This is a genomic window from Kitasatospora sp. NPDC004669, assembly GCF_040609455.1.
GTDB lineage: Bacteria > Actinomycetota > Actinomycetes > Streptomycetales > Streptomycetaceae > Kitasatospora.
Window position 1 is genome coordinate 20758 of record NZ_JBEXKB010000079.1, and the last position, 14726, is coordinate 35483.

The 14726-nt window shown below is 72.5% G+C and carries 13 protein-coding genes; 11 read left to right on the plus strand and 2 right to left on the minus strand.

The genetic code is table 11. The annotated features are described in order from the left end of the window. Positions 1-96: 96 nt before the first annotated feature. The 4 genes from ABZW30_RS39495 (at position 97) to ABZW30_RS39510 (ending at position 4381) form a co-directional block, all read left to right on the plus strand. Positions 97-321: a hypothetical protein gene (locus tag ABZW30_RS39495; protein ID WP_355676128.1), complete on the plus strand. Its 225-nt coding sequence runs from the start codon at positions 97-99 to the stop codon at positions 319-321. A 440-nt stretch (positions 322-761) separates the two neighbouring features. Then, entirely contained in the window at positions 762-2705 is a 1944-nt protein-coding gene (locus ABZW30_RS39500) for a PAS domain S-box protein (protein ID WP_355676129.1), read from the plus strand. Between the two features lie 176 nt (positions 2706-2881). Beyond that, positions 2882-3046 (plus strand): hypothetical protein, encoded by a 165-nt coding sequence (locus tag ABZW30_RS39505; RefSeq protein ID WP_355676130.1) that lies wholly within the window; start codon positions 2882-2884, stop codon positions 3044-3046. Between the two features lie 30 nt (positions 3047-3076). Beyond that, positions 3077-4381, plus strand: a complete 1305-nt coding sequence (locus ABZW30_RS39510; protein ID WP_355676131.1) for a metallophosphoesterase — start codon at positions 3077-3079, stop codon at positions 4379-4381. A gap of 282 nt (positions 4382-4663) precedes the next feature. On the opposite strand, the gene ABZW30_RS39515 is transcribed toward ABZW30_RS39510, so the two are convergent. Continuing rightward, entirely contained in the window at positions 4664-5587 is a 924-nt protein-coding gene (locus ABZW30_RS39515) for a LysR substrate-binding domain-containing protein (RefSeq protein ID WP_355676132.1), read from the minus strand. 96 nt (positions 5588-5683) lie between these two features. Between ABZW30_RS39515 and ABZW30_RS39520 the strand changes: the two genes are divergently transcribed. The 6 genes from ABZW30_RS39520 to ABZW30_RS39545 all read left to right on the plus strand — a co-directional run bounded on the left by ABZW30_RS39520 (position 5684) and on the right by ABZW30_RS39545 (position 10933). Next, on the plus strand, positions 5684-6388 hold the full coding sequence (locus ABZW30_RS39520) for a succinate dehydrogenase cytochrome b subunit (RefSeq protein ID WP_355676133.1): 705 nt from the start codon (positions 5684-5686) through the stop codon (positions 6386-6388). Beyond that, a complete protein-coding gene (locus tag ABZW30_RS39525; RefSeq protein ID WP_355676134.1) occupies positions 6385-8328 on the plus strand; it encodes a fumarate reductase/succinate dehydrogenase flavoprotein subunit in 1944 nt (647 codons plus the stop codon). The genes ABZW30_RS39520 and ABZW30_RS39525 overlap by 4 nt, the downstream gene beginning before the upstream one ends. Next, entirely contained in the window at positions 8325-9062 is a 738-nt protein-coding gene (locus ABZW30_RS39530) for a succinate dehydrogenase/fumarate reductase iron-sulfur subunit (RefSeq protein ID WP_355676135.1), read from the plus strand. The genes ABZW30_RS39525 and ABZW30_RS39530 overlap by 4 nt, the downstream gene beginning before the upstream one ends. A 341-nt stretch (positions 9063-9403) precedes the next feature. Beyond that, positions 9404-9712 carry a hypothetical protein gene (locus tag ABZW30_RS39535; protein WP_355676136.1) on the plus strand — a complete coding sequence of 103 codons (309 nt, stop codon included), beginning with the start codon at positions 9404-9406 and terminating at the stop codon, positions 9710-9712. Positions 9713-10037: 325 nt separating this feature from the next. Further along, complete coding sequence (locus ABZW30_RS39540) at positions 10038-10571, plus strand: DUF6232 family protein (protein WP_355676137.1); 534 nt, start codon at positions 10038-10040, stop codon at positions 10569-10571. Then, a complete protein-coding gene (locus ABZW30_RS39545) occupies positions 10568-10933 on the plus strand; it encodes a hypothetical protein (RefSeq protein WP_355676138.1) in 366 nt (121 codons plus the stop codon). Before ABZW30_RS39540 ends, ABZW30_RS39545 begins: the two co-directional genes overlap by 4 nt. Positions 10934-11017: 84 nt before the next feature. Here ABZW30_RS39545 and ABZW30_RS39550 read toward each other — a convergent pair whose 3' ends face one another. Then, complete coding sequence (locus ABZW30_RS39550; RefSeq protein ID WP_355676139.1) at positions 11018-11956, minus strand: DUF2797 domain-containing protein; 939 nt, start codon at positions 11954-11956, stop codon at positions 11018-11020. 331 nt (positions 11957-12287) lie between these two features. Here ABZW30_RS39550 and ABZW30_RS39555 point away from each other — a divergent pair, with 331 nt between their 5' ends. Then, positions 12288-14435, plus strand: coding sequence for a restriction endonuclease (locus ABZW30_RS39555; protein ID WP_355676140.1), 2148 nt, complete (start codon positions 12288-12290; stop codon positions 14433-14435). Positions 14436-14726: the final 291 nt, after the last annotated feature.

Here is a 14726-nt window from a genome sequence, read left to right on the forward strand (position 1 = left end):
GGAAGGAAGAAGACCCGAACCTGTGACAACGCACCCGTGGGACGGCAGAGCACGGCGCACTCTGGTTGCAGTTCCGGCTGCATTCATCCACCCCAGTTGCTGCGCGAAACCCTCGGGCATGAGTCGGCCGATCCGTTCATCGTGGCCGTGCCCGGCGACGACGAGAAGGACACGGACAAGTGGGCGCGGGCCATCGACCGAAAGCTGCGGGACCGTGAAGGAGCCTTTCGGCAAGCCGAAGAGCTGCGGACGAAGGTCGCTGAGCGGGTGCGGTGGGCCCGAGCGGCCGCCGTGGTGCTCGGCGAAATCGTGGACAAGTGACCAGCAGGGGTAATAGCCGGCGTACATCGTGATCGAGCGAGTCTTCAGTCCGCAGCACGTCCACACGGGCCTCTCCGTCCCTGACTGAACCCCCGGCAGAACGCCCGGCGATGCCACCAGCCGTGGTTGCAGTTTCAGTTGCGTTCGCCCCCGTCCGGCACCGTTCAGAGCGCAGCCTGCAGGTCACTCCGCCGCTGGTCAGGACGCCTACGGCCATCCCCGGACAGGCGGACCGGCCGACAGACATGTGGAAGGAGTGTCGGGGCCTTCGTCATGACCGCGGCCGACCTGCCGCCGACCCGTCCGAACGGTCGTTTTCCGACATCGCACACAACCGTTCGAACATTGCAGTGCCAGTAGGCGAAACCCCGCCCGGGACGGCCGGAATTGCGCTGGGATTACCCGAAATCACCACCGACATCGAGGCGGTTGAGGTCGACATGGCAGAAGCGGGCGGGGCAACCACTGATCCGGCCAGAACCAACAGGGGTACGTCGGCGACCGCCGAAGAACTCTTCCGCGGGCTGCTGGAGGCCGCGCCCGACGCCATGGTCATCGTGGACGACACCGGGACGATCAGGCTCGTCAACGCGCAGACCGAGGCGCTGTTCGGCTACCGCCGCGAGGAACTCCTGGGAAAGCCGGTCGAGTTGCTGGTCCCCGGCCGGTTCCGCGGGCACCACGTCCGCCACCGCGAACACTACGCCGCCAACCGACAACTGCGCCCGATGGGCGCCGGGCTGGAGCTGCACGGACTGCGCAAGGACGGCACCGAGTTCCCGGTCGAAATCAGCCTCAGCCCTCTGGAAACCGTCGACGGGCCGCTCGTGTCCGCAGCTGTCCGTGACGTCAGCGAACGGAAGGCCGCCGAGCAGCGCATCAATGAACTGGCCGGACTGGTCGAGTCCTCCCAGGATGCCATCCTCGCCATGACCCTCGATGGGTACACCACTTACTGGAACGCCGCCGCACACCGGATGTACGGCTACACGGCCGCCGAGGCCATCGGCCGGCACGTGAGTCTGTTGGCACCGACCAACCGGACCGACGAGGTCGGTACGGTCCTCGACCGGCTGTGCAGCGGGGAGAAGGTCGAGCACTTCGGAACCCTACGGGTCACCCGGTCGGGTCGACTGCTGGACGTCGACGTCACGCTCTGGCCCACCCGCAGCGCCGACGGCACCGTCACCGGTGCGTGCGCCATCATCCGCGACATCAGCGACCTCAAGCGGGTCGAGGCCGAACTCACCGCCCTCTACGAACAGCAGCGCCACATCGCCCTCACCCTCCAGCGCAGCCTCATGGGCACACCCCCCTCCATCCCCGGGCTCGCCACCGCCCACCGGTATCGGCCCGCCACCCAGGGCGCCGGTGTGGGCGGCGACTGGTTCGACCTCATCCCGCTCGGCGCGGGCCGGGTGGGAATCATGATCGGCGACGTCATGGGCCGCGGCCTGGAGGCGGCCGCCGTGATGGGGCAGCTGCGCTCCGCCGCCCACGCCCTGGCAGCCATCGGGCTGGAACCCCGGCGGCTGATGCACGCCCTGGACACCTTCGTCGCCGGCCTGGACGTCCCCGACCAGCTCGTCACCTGCTGCTACCTCGTCATCGCTCCGGACACCCGGGAGGTGACCGTCTGCTCGGCCGGGCACCTGCCCGTCCTCGTCACCGCCCCCGGCGAGCGGGTGCGCGGCCTGCCCGCTCCGGTGAGCGCTCCACTCGGTGTCGGAGGCGTACCGCACCAGCAGAATTCCGTCGTCCTGCCGCCCGGTGCCACCCTCGCCCTCTACACCGACGGACTGATCGAGACCCCCGGGAGCGACATCGAGCAGCGGCTCACCGACCTGACCGCGATCCTGACCGGTGCTCTGGCTGCCACCAGCGACCTGGAGGCCGCCGCCGACCACGTCCTCGGCGTCGCGCTCCCCGACGCCGCCGAGCACGACGACGACGTCACCCTGCTCCTGGCCCGACTGCCCCAGGCACCCCTGGCCACCGCCGCGATCGACCTGCCCGCCATCGCCGCCTCCGTGCCCGAGGCCCGGGCCTTCGTCGGCAAGGTCATCGAGTCCTGGGGCGAGGTCCACCGGGCTGCGGACGCCCAGCTCCTCACCTCCGAACTGCTGGCCAACGCGGTCCAGCACGCCAAGGGCCCGGTCCGCCTGAGCCTGTACCGGCACGCCTCCGAACTCGCCATCGAGATTGCCGACCGCAGCCCGCACCTGCCGCAACCCCGCCTGGCCGAGAACGACGACGAGTCCGGCCGCGGCCTGCTGCTCGTCGACGCCCTCGCCGACAACTGGGGCGTGCGCCCTGCTGCGGACGGGAAGACGACCTGGTTCACCCTGTCCCTGGACCCGGCGGAGACGACACCGCACTGGTAGCGGCCGGTCCGCGCGCTCCTGGCGTGAGTGAACCCGTTGATCCATTCACGTGGAGGCTCGCCTCGATGTTCCGTCACGTCAGAACCGCGGCACGAGCGACACTCGCAGCCGGCCTGCTCGTCACCGGCGCGACCGTGAGGCCGGCCGGCGGGTAAGTCTCGCGCAACAGGTCACCGATGGTGGTGGTGGCCGCCCGGCAGTCCCGCCGGGCGGCCGTGATCGCCGCGGAGCTGGTTCGTGGCACGCCCCGTGGCGTCGGAATTCTGACCGGCTCTGACCAGTTGACGATGGCGGCCCCGGGCGAGGTCGGCGGCAACGGCCTGCCCGATGATGGGGAGTGACGGTGAGACGGCGGACGTGAGGGTGGCACGGTGACAGCAGGCGAATCCATGGAGTTGGAGTCGGGCCACCGATCGGCGGACTACGGGGGTCCGGAGACCGTCGTGGCCGCCGCCCGGCCCGAGGCGGGGGCGGCGCCCGTGTCGGGTGCGGAGACCCCGGGCGGGGGCGCGGGGCGTCGGCGTTCCCCGTTCCGGCGGCTGACGGTCCTCGTGCTCGTCCTCGTGGTCCTGTGCCTCCCACCCTGGTGGACGCTGTTCGCCTCCGGCGCCGACTGGCCGTTCCCGGTCTTCCTGGCCGGCACCGTCGTCCTCGCCGGCTGGCTGGTCTCCTTCCCCTGGCTGATGGTCGCGGGCCACGGGCGGCGGCGGAACGACCGGGCCGCTCGCATCGCGGACACCAGCGTCGGGATGATCTGGGTGCTGTTCACCTGGTCGGTGCTGGGCGGCTTGGTGAACCTCGTGCTGACCGGGGTCGACGTCGGCGGCGCCGACCGGGCCAGGATCGTGGCCGTGGCGGTCGCCGTGGTCTCGGCCGGGCTGCTGGGCTGGGGTCACCACGAGGCGATGCGCGTGCCCCGGGTGAAGCGGGTGGACGTCCACGTCCCGCGGCTCGGTCGCGGTCTGGACGGGACCCGGGTCGTGGTGCTGGCCGACACCCACTACGGGCCGATCGACCGGGCGGCCTGGTCGGCGCGGGTCGCCGAGGCGGTCAACACGCTGGACGCGGACGTCGTGGTCCACGCCGGCGACATCGCCGACGGCACCCCCACCCAGCGCCGGGAGCAGTCGGCGCCGCTCGGGACGATCCGGTCACGGCTGGCCAGGGTCTACGTCACGGGGAACCACGAGTACGGCAGCGAGGCCCAGGGCTGGCTGGACCGCATGGCGGACCTGGGCTGGGAACCGCTGCACAACCGCCACGTCGTGGTGGAGCGCGGTGGGGACGCCCTCGTGCTCGCCGGCGTGGACGACGTGACCGCGGAGTCCTCCGGCCTGGCCGGTCACCGCGCGAACCTGCTCGGCGCGCTGGCGGGCGCGGACCCGGCCCTTCCGGTGCTGCTCGTCGCCCACCAGCCCAAGTACGTCCCGCAGGCCGCTGCCGCCGGCATCGACCTGCAGGTCTCCGGGCACACCCACGGCGGCCAGATCTGGCCGTTCAACCTCCTCGTCCGCATCGATCAGCCGGTGGTGCACGGCCTGAGCCGACACGGGGAGCGGACCCAGCTCTACACCAGCCGCGGCACCGGCTTCTGGGGCCCGCCCTTCCGGGTCTTCGCCCCGAGCGAGATCACCCTGCTCACGCTGCGCTCATCCGGCCCGTCGCCGGCCGCATAACCGGCCACCGGAGGGCCCACCGGATCCGATGACGGAAGCGACCCACCCGCTCCGCGCGGTACGCCGTCGCCGGCCGGCCCATGCCTTCACCGAAGGTCGGGCCGTCACGATCGAGTACGTCACGACCTCGGGCAACGCGACGGTCCGCACCCTCAACCGACTCGAACTGGATGCGCGCCTCAGCTCCGAGCCCGGTGCCACCTGCGGGACGACGACCGCGTGTTCACCATCTCCCGCACCCACGCGGTGACGCCCGCGTAGCCGCTGCGCGGTCCGGGCCGCTCACGGCAGCAACAGCCTGGTGCCCGGCGGGAGTTCGCCGTCCCGGGCAGCGGCGCGCAGGTGCGCCAGCAGGGTGGTGTGCAGCGCCTCGGCGGCGCGGGTGAGCGGCACCTCGTGGCCGTGCGCGACCGCGATGGTGCGGCCCAGGCCCGGCCCGGCGAACGGCGTGACGGTCAGGCCCGAGCGGGCCGCCACCATGCCGGGGAGCACGGCCGGTCCGAGCCCGGCCCGGACGAAGCCGAGCACCGCGTCCATCTCGCCGCCCTCCACCGCGAACTCCGGCTCGAACCCGGCCGCCCGGCAGGCCGCCAGGGTCGCCTCGCGCAGGTCGTAGCCCTCCCGGAACATCACCAGCGGCCGCCCCTTGAGTTCGGCCACCCGCACGGTGCGCCGGGCGCGCCCCGTGGCGGAGACCAACACCAGTTCCTCGTGCAGCAGTTCGGTGACCGCGAGGGCGGGGGCCGCCTCCCCGCTCGGCGGGGTGATGATGAGCGCGAGGTCCAGCTCCCCCGCCGCCAGCCAGCGCACCAGGTCGCGCGAGCCGCCCTCGCGCACCCCCAGCGCCACGCCCGGGTAGCGGTCCCGGAACACCCGCAGCACGTCGGGCACCAGGCTGGTGCACAGGCTCGGCGGCGCCCCCAGCCGCACCCGGCCACGGCGCAGCTGCACCGTCTCCTGGACGGCGAGCCGGGCGCTCTCGGTGTCCGCGAGGATGCGCCGGGCCAGCGGCAGCAGGGCGTCCCCGGCGTCGGTCAGCGCGATGTTGCCGCGGGTTCGGTGGAACAGCTCGGCACCCAACTCCCGCTCCAGTGCCCGGATCTGCTGCGACAGCGACGGCTGCGCCACGTGCGCGGCCTCGGCCGCCTTGGTGAAGTGCCTGGTCTCGGCGACGGCCAGGAAGTAGCGGAGTTGCTGGAGCTGCACATGCCCAGGTTAATCCGCCTCGATAGGCCACGGCTATCGTCACCAGCCGCAGCATGTCTTGGACGCACCCTGGCGACCCTCCCTACCGTTGCCGACATGACAACCGCGACGAGGACGGGCCGGCATCCGTCCACCCTGGTGACCCTGTGGCGGTCGACCGTCGGCAAGAAGGCCGTCATGGCCGTCACCGGACTGGTCATGCTGCTGTACCTGGTCGCGCACATGCTGGGCAACCTCAAGGTCTTCTTCGGCGCCGACGACATCAACGGCTACGCGGCCTGGCTGCGCACCATCGGCCAGCCGTTCCTGGGCCACGAGTGGTTCCTGTGGATCGCCCGGGTCGGCCTGCTGGCCGCCGTCGTGCTGCACGGCGTGTCCGCGTACCAGCTCAGCCGCCGTGACCTGGCCGCCCGCCCGAGCAGGTACGTGCACCAGCGCCGGCGCGCCAGCTACGCGACCCGGACCATGCGCTGGGGCGGGGTGATCCTGGCGCTGTTCATCGTCTGGCACATCCTCGACCTGACCACGCTGACGGTGAACCCGGTCGCCGAGCACGGGCACGTGTACCAGAACGTGGTGGGCACCTTCGGCCGCTGGTACAGCGACGTGATCTACATCGTGGCGATGCTGGCCCTCGGCCTCCACATCCGGCACGGCTTCTGGAGCGCCGCGCAGACCCTCGGTGCCAACAACGCCCGCCGCGACAAGGTGCTGAAGCTGGCCGCCAACGGCCTGGCGCTGCTGCTGACGGCCGGCTTCCTGTCCGTCCCCGTGGCCGTGATGTTCGGAGTGGTGAAGTGAGCTACCAGGAGTACACCGTCGGCGAGTCGATCGCCGACACCAAGGCCCCCGCCGGACCGATCGAACAGCGCTGGGACCAGCGGCGGTTCGACGCCAAGCTGGTCAACCCGGCGAACCGGCGCAAGCACACCGTGATCGTGGTCGGCACCGGCCTGGCCGGCGGCGCGGCCGGCGCCACCCTCGCCGAACAGGGTTACCACGTCGTCCAGTTCTGCTTCCAGGACTCCCCCCGGCGCGCCCACTCGATCGCCGCCCAGGGCGGCATCAACGCGGCCAAGAACTACCGCAACGACGGCGACTCGGTCCGCCGGCTGTTCTACGACACCGTCAAGGGCGGCGACTTCCGCGCCCGCGAGTCCAATGTGCACCGGCTCGCCCAGGTGTCGGTGGAGATCATCGACCAGTGCGTGGCCCAGGGCGTGCCCTTCGCCCGCGAGTACGGCGGCCTGCTGGACACCCGCTCCTTCGGCGGCGTGCAGGTCTCCCGGACCTTCTACGCCCGCGGCCAGACCGGCCAGCAGCTGCTGCTCGGCGCCTACCAGGCGCTCTCCCGGCAGATCGCCGCCGGGAACGTGGAGATCCACCCGCGCACCGAGATGCTCGACCTGCTGGTGGTCGACGGCCGGGCCCGCGGCATCGTCGCCCGCGATCTGGTCACCGGCGAGGTCCGCAGCCACACCGCGGACGCCGTGGTGCTCGCCACCGGCGGCTACGGCAACGTCTTCTACCTCTCCACCAACGCCAAGAACTCCAACGCCACCGCGATCTGGCGGGCCCACCGGCGCGGCGCCTACTTCGCCAACCCGTGCTTCACCCAGATCCACCCGACCTGCATCCCGCGCTCCGGCGACCACCAGTCCAAGCTCACCCTGATGAGCGAGTCGCTGCGCAACGACGGACGGATCTGGGTGCCCAAGGCCAAGGGCGACAACCGCCCGCCCGCGCAGATCCCGGAGGAGGAGCGGGACTACTACCTGGAGCGGATCTACCCTTCCTTCGGCAACCTGGTGCCGCGCGACATCGCCTCCCGGGCCGCCAAGAACGTCTGCGACGAGGGCCGCGGCGTCGGCCCCGGCGGGCAGGGCGTGTACCTGGACTTCGCGGACGCCGTCCGCCGGATGGGCCGGGACGCCGTGGAGGCCAAGTACGGCAACCTCTTCGACATGTACGAGCGGATCACCGCCGAGGACCCGTACCGGGTGCCGATGCGGATCTACCCGGCGATCCACTACACGATGGGCGGGCTCTGGGTCGACTACGACCTGCAGACCAGCATCCCGGGCCTGTTCGCGGTCGGCGAGGCCAACTTCTCCGACCACGGCGCCAACCGGCTCGGCGCCAGCGCGCTGATGCAGGGCCTGGCCGACGGCTACTTCGTACTGCCGCCCACCCTCAACGACTACCTGGCCCGCCACCCGCTGGCCGCCGTTCCCGCCGACCACCCGGTGCTCACCGAGGTCGAGGCGGAGGTCGAGGACCGGCTCAACCTGATCCTCTCGGTCAACGGCGACCGCACCCCGGACTCCTTCCACCGCGAACTCGGCGAACTCCTCTGGGACGAGTGCGGGATGGCCCGCGACGAGGCCGGGCTGAAGCGTGCGCTGGAGCGGATCCCGCGGCTGCGCGAGGAGTTCTGGCGCCGGATCAAGGTGCCCGGCACCGGCCAGGAGCTCAACCAGTCGCTGGAGAAGGCCAACCGGCTGGTCGACTACTTCGAGCTGGCCGAGCTGATGTGCCTGGACGCGCTGCACCGCGCCGAGTCCTGCGGCGGCCACTTCCGCACCGAGAGCCAGACCCCCGAGGGCGAGGCCGCCCGGCGCGACGAGGAGTTCACCTACGCCGCCGCCTGGGAGTTCACCGGCACCGGCGCGGCACCCGTCCTCCACCGCGAGGCGCTCGACTTCGAGTACGTCCACCCCACCCAGCGGAGCTACGCATGAACCTCACCCTGCGCATCTGGCGCCAGGCGGGCCCGGACGCACCCGGGTCGATGACCACCTACCAGGTCGCCGGGATCAGCCCGGACATGTCCTTCCTGGAGATGCTCGACACCCTCAACGAGGAGCTGATCACCCGCGGCGACCAGCCGGTCGCCTTCGACCACGACTGCCGCGAGGGCATCTGCGGTGCCTGCGGCATGGTCATCAACGGCCAGGCGCACGGCCCCGAGCGGACCACCACCTGCCAGCTGCACATGCGGCACTTCAAGGACGGCGACACCATCGACGTCGAGCCCTGGCGGGCGGCGGCCTTCCCGGTGGTCAAGGATCTGGTGGTGGACCGCACGGCCTTCGACCGGATCATCGGCTCCGGCGGCTACATCACCGCCCCCACCGGCAGCGCCCCGGACGCACACGCGACGCCCGTCCCCAAGGAGGCCGCGGACACCGCCTTCGAGCACGCCGAGTGCATCGGCTGCGGCGCCTGCGTGGCCGCCTGCCCGAACGGCTCGGCGATGCTGTTCACCTCCGCCAAGGTGGTGCACCTCAACGTGCTGCCGCAGGGCGCGCCCGAACGCGCCGCCCGGGTGCGGAACATGGTCACGGCGATGGACGCCGAGGGCTTCGGCGGCTGTACCAACACCGGCGAGTGCGCCACCGCCTGCCCCAAGGGCATCCCGCTGCCCAGCATCGCGGCGATGAACCGGGAGTTCCTGCGGGCCGCCCGCAGTTGACACCTCTCCCCCATGGTCGGTCGGTCCCTCGCACAGGTGCTCGCGCGGGGGACCGACGCCGTTCACGGCGGGGCGTGTGCGAGCATCTCACGCTCCCCGTACGGGTGGTGGATCGCCGGGAGCGGTGCTGCGCGACCGGAAATCGCGCTACGGTGGTCCTCCGCTACGGAAGGACGGCATATGCCCGAGGTTCAGTCCTGCTCCGGCTGCGGCGGGTCCGGGGGGACCCAGAAGACCGAGGCAACGGTCGAACTGGACGAGGAAGGGAGCATGGTGCCGAGCATTCACACCTTCTGGTCACCCTGCGGTCGGTGCCATGGATCCGGAACGGTGATCGTCGGATGAGGTTGGTCTTCGAATGCGTCGAGTGCGGTGGGCACTACCTGCCGCCGGAGGACATGGTCTACCCGGACGGGCCGGCCTCGCCGCTCTGGTGCTCCTCCTGTCAGGCGGCCAAGCGCACGGCCGGTGAGCGGGAGGACCCGCTGCTCGCCCGGGTCTCGCTGGCCGCCGCCCGGGCCGCGCTCGCCCGGCGCGCCGCCGAGAGCGTCGAGCCCGTCGTCGGACGCGGCGACGTCCGCCCGTCCCGGCCGCCGCTGTCGCGCCGGGCACGCTCGGGGCCGGGCGGGGTGCGCAGCAAGCTGGGCTGAACCCGGGGGCTGCCCGGGCCCGGTGGTCGAGTAGGCGCTGCCGGATCGTCGGATGATCCGTCAAGGTCCGTTTTGCGACAAAGAACTTGTGCATGACCGGAGCATGCGGTTTATTGTCGTCGCGCCTTCGACAGTCCTTGGGGGAATGCCCATGCAGCCGACCGATCCGGCCGACTCGACCTGGGCCGGTCAAACCGGCTCCGCACCGTCCGTCCCGCCGCAACCGCCGGCACCTCCGCCGGCACCTCCGCCGGCACCTCCGCCGGCGGCCTCACCGGACTCGCCTCCGACGCACTCGTACTCCCGGGCCACCACCCGGGTGGCCGTGACCAAGCGCATCCTCTGGGTCGGGTCCGCGGCCTACCCACTGGCGACCATCGCCCGGGTCAGCACCACCGTCATCCTTCCGGACCATCTCGGCGCGATCCGACGGTTCCTCAAGTTCGCGGGGATCGTGGTCCTGGCCGCGGTCGGGGCCCTGATGATCCTGGGCATCTCCGGTGACCTCCACTCGTCGAGTTCCTACGGCGGCGACGGGAACTCCGGCCCGGGCTGGATCATCGGGGTGGCGGCGACCCTCCTGGTGCTCTACTTCCTGATCGCCACCCTGCCGGTCCTGCTCCAGCGGCGTCTGCACGCGCTGACCGTCGACACGGCGGGGCCGCCGACCGCGCTGCTGGCCTGGCAGTCGCCGGAGCCCGCGCACGAGCTGCAGGCCACCATCACCCAGGCGATCGAGAACCCGCAGATCGAGTTCCAGCAGTTCGTCAGCAGCGTCATCGTCGACCTGCGGCACTACCAGTTCGGCGACAGCGTCAACATCTACGGCGGCCGAGGAAACACGGGAGTCAGCAAATGAGCGGCAACAATCCGCGGTTCCACGTCGGCGACCAGGTCACCATCCACGGCGGCCACCACAACGTCGGTGTCCAGCACAACAACGGCCCGGTCGGCGACCAGGCCCTGCCGCCCGAGATCGCCGCGATGTTCGCCCAGCTCGCCGCCGTGGTGGCCGAGTTGGCGCGCGACTCGCGGGTGCACGAGGAGGACCGGCAGAGTCTCACCGAAGCCCTCCCCGTGCTGCGCGACCCGGCCTCCGAGGAGCGGCGCGGCTGGCGCAACACCCTCCTCCTGCTGGCCGGCGTGACGCAGAGCATCGGCGAGGCGGCCGCGCCCGCACTGGGCCTGGCGAACCAGCTCCTGGCCCTGATCAGCGGCTGACCGGTCGGCGCCTGCCCGGGGCGCCGGCCGGGCTCGACGGTCGCATGGCTTTGACGAGCGACCAGGGCCAGGCGGCGGCCGGGGTCAGAACAGCGCCTCCTGGGTGTCCGGCTCCGGCGGGCGGACCCTCCCCGCCAGGACCAGCCCCTCCGAGCCCCGGCCGGTGACCGGCGTGAGCGTCCAGCCGGTGAGCCGCCGGGTGTCCAGCAGCAGCGGGCCGGAGCCGTCCGGCTGGTCCAGGAAGAGGTGCCGCCCCACCGGCGGACGCAGCGTGCCCGCGATCACCGCTCCCGCGGTCAGCCCGGCGATCTCCCGATAGGTCTCGGGGGCGCCGCCGCCCAGGCCGAAACGCTCGACGTGGTCCACCACCGGGCGGTCGGCGAGCAGTTCCAGGGCGTGGCCGTCCAGCAACCGGTGCGCCTGGACGCGGGCCTCGGTGAGCACCGTACGGCGGTACGCGGCGTCGCCGTGCGCCCACCAGTGATCCGTCTTCAGCCGGGACTTGAACCGCTCGCGGGCCATCCCCGAGGCGGCGACGGTGAGTTCGGCGCGGCGGATCGCGGGCAGGCTGCCGCGCGCGGTGAACGCGTACGCCAGCGCACCCTGTTCCAGCAGTCGGCTGTCGCCGCGCTGCTCCGCGGTCAGGCCGATCTTCAGCAGGCCCTCGCCGAACCAGGCGAGGTAGAGCAGGTAGGTGCGGCCGTCGTCCAGGATCTGGTCCCGGGCCAGAGCCAGGCCCCGGTCCACGCTCTGGCAGGCCGGGCACTGCGTCGCGCTGCCGTCCGGGTCGATCACCGCGTGGTGCGGGCAGGGCGTGCGCTCCGTCGCCCCGGCCAGCCAGGCCCCGGTGCAGCGGCGCGGGCCTGCGAGCAGCCAGCCGACCTCCGTACCCGGCGCGACGGCGCGCTCGTGCACCGTGGTGCCGCGCACGGCGCCGAGCAGGGCCCGGCCGTCGTGCCAGCTCAGGCCGGTGGAGGTCCAGCCGGCGGGCCGGTCCGGGTGCTGCGGTGCGGGGATCGTCACGGGCATCCCTCCCTGTAGGTCCTCGATCAGGCGAGGCTACCTGCCGCCGCTGACAGCGCTGACGTCGCTCCGGAGAAAGCACGAGGAACTCGATCGGCGCCTCGATCCGCTACTACGCCAACGCCGACCGCCACCCCTGGGCGCCCTCGCACGGCCGACGGCCGGTGGTCGGGGCACCGGCCGGTGCCCCGCCGCCCGGGCGGAAGCCCCGCAGGTCGTAGGCGCTTGGCCCGGTGGGGTGTCCACGTTCTATTGTGGCGGGCGCGGTCGGCGGTGTCGCCGGGAGGTGGCGTGGGCGGCCGGGTCGGTGCGGAGCGCGAAGGGGTGGACGGTGGCGGGGCGGCGGAACAGCGGGGTGCTGACGGTCTGGGCTGAGGCGCAGCGGCAGCAGCAGCGTCGGGAGGAGGCCCGTTGGCGCGCCGAGGCGGCGGAGTTGCGCCGGCACGAGCGCGCGCAGCGCGAGGCGCAGCGGGCGGCAGCCCGTAACGAGCGGGAGGCCCAGCGGGCGTACCAGCAGTCGCGGGAGGCGGAGGCGGCCCGGCAGACGGCCGAACTGGACGCCCGGGTCGAGGAGTTGCGCGCGCTGTTGGCGGCCGGCCTGGCCGCGCCGGGGTTCGGGCCGCAGGCGCTGCTGGCGCCGCGCCCGGTGCCGCCGTTCGATCCGGGTCCGCTGGGCGAGCCGGTGCCGATGCCCGACCAGACCTCCGCCGCCTACCACGTGCCGCCGCCGGACGCGGTGCAGGCCCGCAACGCCGGGGTGCGGCGGCAGTACGAGCAGTACGTGGCCCAGGCCCGGGCCCGGTTCGAGCAGGACTGGTACGCCGCGCAGGCGCGGGAGGCGGACCGGCAGCGCCGGCTGGCCGCGTACCACCAGGAGTACCTGGCCTGGGCGGAGCGCTTCCGCCGCGCGGAGGAGGAGCGCGGGGCCGGTACCGAGGAGTTGCTGCGGCGGCTGCGGGCGGGTGAGCCGGAGGCGGTGCAGGAGTACTTCACGGCCGGGCTGTACGCCTCGGCGGCCTGGCCGGAGGGTTTCCCGCACCGGCTGGTGGCGGCCTGGGAGGCGACCAGCCGTCAGTTGGTGGTGAACTGGGAGCTGCCCGGTCCGGACGTGGTGCCGGCCGCCTCCCGGGTGCGGTACGTGAAGGCGGACGACCGCGAGGCCGAGGTGGCCCGCCCGGCGACCGAGCGCAAGGCGCTGTACCGGGAGGTGCTGGCGCAGTCGGCACTGCGGGTGGCGGTGGAGCTGTTCCGGGCGGACCGGGACGGGATGCTGGACTCGGTGGTGCTGAACGGCTTCGTCCTCGGCATCGACCCGGCGACCGGCCGGGAGGCGGAGCGCTTCCTGTCCACGCTGACGGTGGCCCGGGCCGAGTTCGCCGGGCTGGCGCTGGACCGGGTGGCGCCGGTGGAGTGCTTCCAGGGCTTGGGCGGCAAGCTGTCCGCCCGCCCGGAGCGGCTGGACGAGGTGAAGCCTGACCGGCTGCCGGAGACGGTCGGCGGCAGCCTGGCCGGGCACGGCGGCGAGGACGAGCCGGACCTCTTCGAGATGGACCCGATCGAGTTCGAGGAGCTGATCGCCGAGCTGTTCCGGCTGCGCGGTTTCCGGGTGATGACCACGGCCCGCAGCGGCGACGTCGGGGTGGACGTGATCGCCGAGGACCTGGACCCGGTGACCGGCGGCAAGATCGTGATCCAGGCCAAGCGCTACAAGAAGACCGTCCCGCCGACGGCCGTGCGCGACCTGGAGTCCACCGTCCGCCACCACGGCGCGATCAAGGGCATCCTGGTCACCACCGCGGGCTTCGGCCGCGGCTCCTACAGCTACATCGAGGGCAAGCCGCTGACCCTGCTGAGCGGGCCGGAGCTGGTCGAGCTGCTGGCCGAGCAGGGGCTGCGCGGCCGCCTCGGCGGCGGTAGCGCCCCGACCCCGGCCCGGGAGCAGCCCCGCGAGGAACCGCCCGCCGCGCAGAGCGCCCTCACGGTCAGCTGGCAGAGCCGCACCGCCGGCGGGGACGCGGTGGAGCTGGACGTCACCGCCTTCCTCTGCGCCGAGGGCCGGGTGCTCAGCGACGAGCACTTCGTGTTCTTCAACAACCCGCAGGACCCGGACGGCGCCGTCCGGCTGCACCAGACCCGCTCGGTGCCGGGCGAGCCGACCCGGGCGGCCCGGCTGACCCTGGACCTGCACCGGCTGCCGGCCACCGTCGACGAGGTGGTGGTCGCGGTCTCCACCGAGGAGGAGGAACCCCCGGCGCTGCCGCTCGGCTACGTGTACGGGCTCGCCGTAGCCGCCTCGTACGGGCCGGGCGCCGCCGGACCGGCCAAGTGGCCGGGCGCCAACGGCGGCATCCCGGACTCGGCGATGCTCCTGGGCGCGTTCCGACGGGCCGACGGCGGCTGGCACTTCGCACCCTCGGGCCGCGCGGTGACGAACGGTCTGGCCGGGCTGGCCACCGCCTTCGGCGTCGCGGTGGAGTAGCCCGCCGGGGACTTCGGTCCTCAGGGAGAGGTGTCATACCTGAGGAGGAGACGGCCCCCGCCGCACCGCCGGGTCGGCGGGGGTCGGTCGCCTCCTCGGCATACGCATCACATTCGAACAGCTTGGGAGGATGGAACGGTAGGAAGATCCGATTCGTCCCAGGAGTCCACGTGACGTTCCCCGCAACCGCAGTCCTCACCGGCCGGGCGGCCGCCCGCGCCACCGGCCTGAACAAGGTCTACGGGGAGGGCGAGACCCGCGTGGTCGCCCTCGACAACGTCAGCGTCGCGT

Coding starts and splice junctions, on each gene's coding strand:
- ABZW30_RS39500 (WP_355676129.1), top strand. CDS start 762: ATGGCAGAAGCGGGCGGGGCAACCACTGATCCGGCCAGAACCAACAGG.
- ABZW30_RS39505 (WP_355676130.1), top strand. CDS start 2,882: ATGGTGGTGGTGGCCGCCCGGCAGTCCCGCCGGGCGGCCGTGATCGCC.
- ABZW30_RS39520 (WP_355676133.1), top strand. CDS start 5,684: ATGACAACCGCGACGAGGACGGGCCGGCATCCGTCCACCCTGGTGACC.
- ABZW30_RS39530 (WP_355676135.1), top strand. CDS start 8,325: ATGAACCTCACCCTGCGCATCTGGCGCCAGGCGGGCCCGGACGCACCC.
- ABZW30_RS39535 (WP_355676136.1), top strand. CDS start 9,404: ATGAGGTTGGTCTTCGAATGCGTCGAGTGCGGTGGGCACTACCTGCCG.
- ABZW30_RS39545 (WP_355676138.1), top strand. CDS start 10,568: ATGAGCGGCAACAATCCGCGGTTCCACGTCGGCGACCAGGTCACCATC.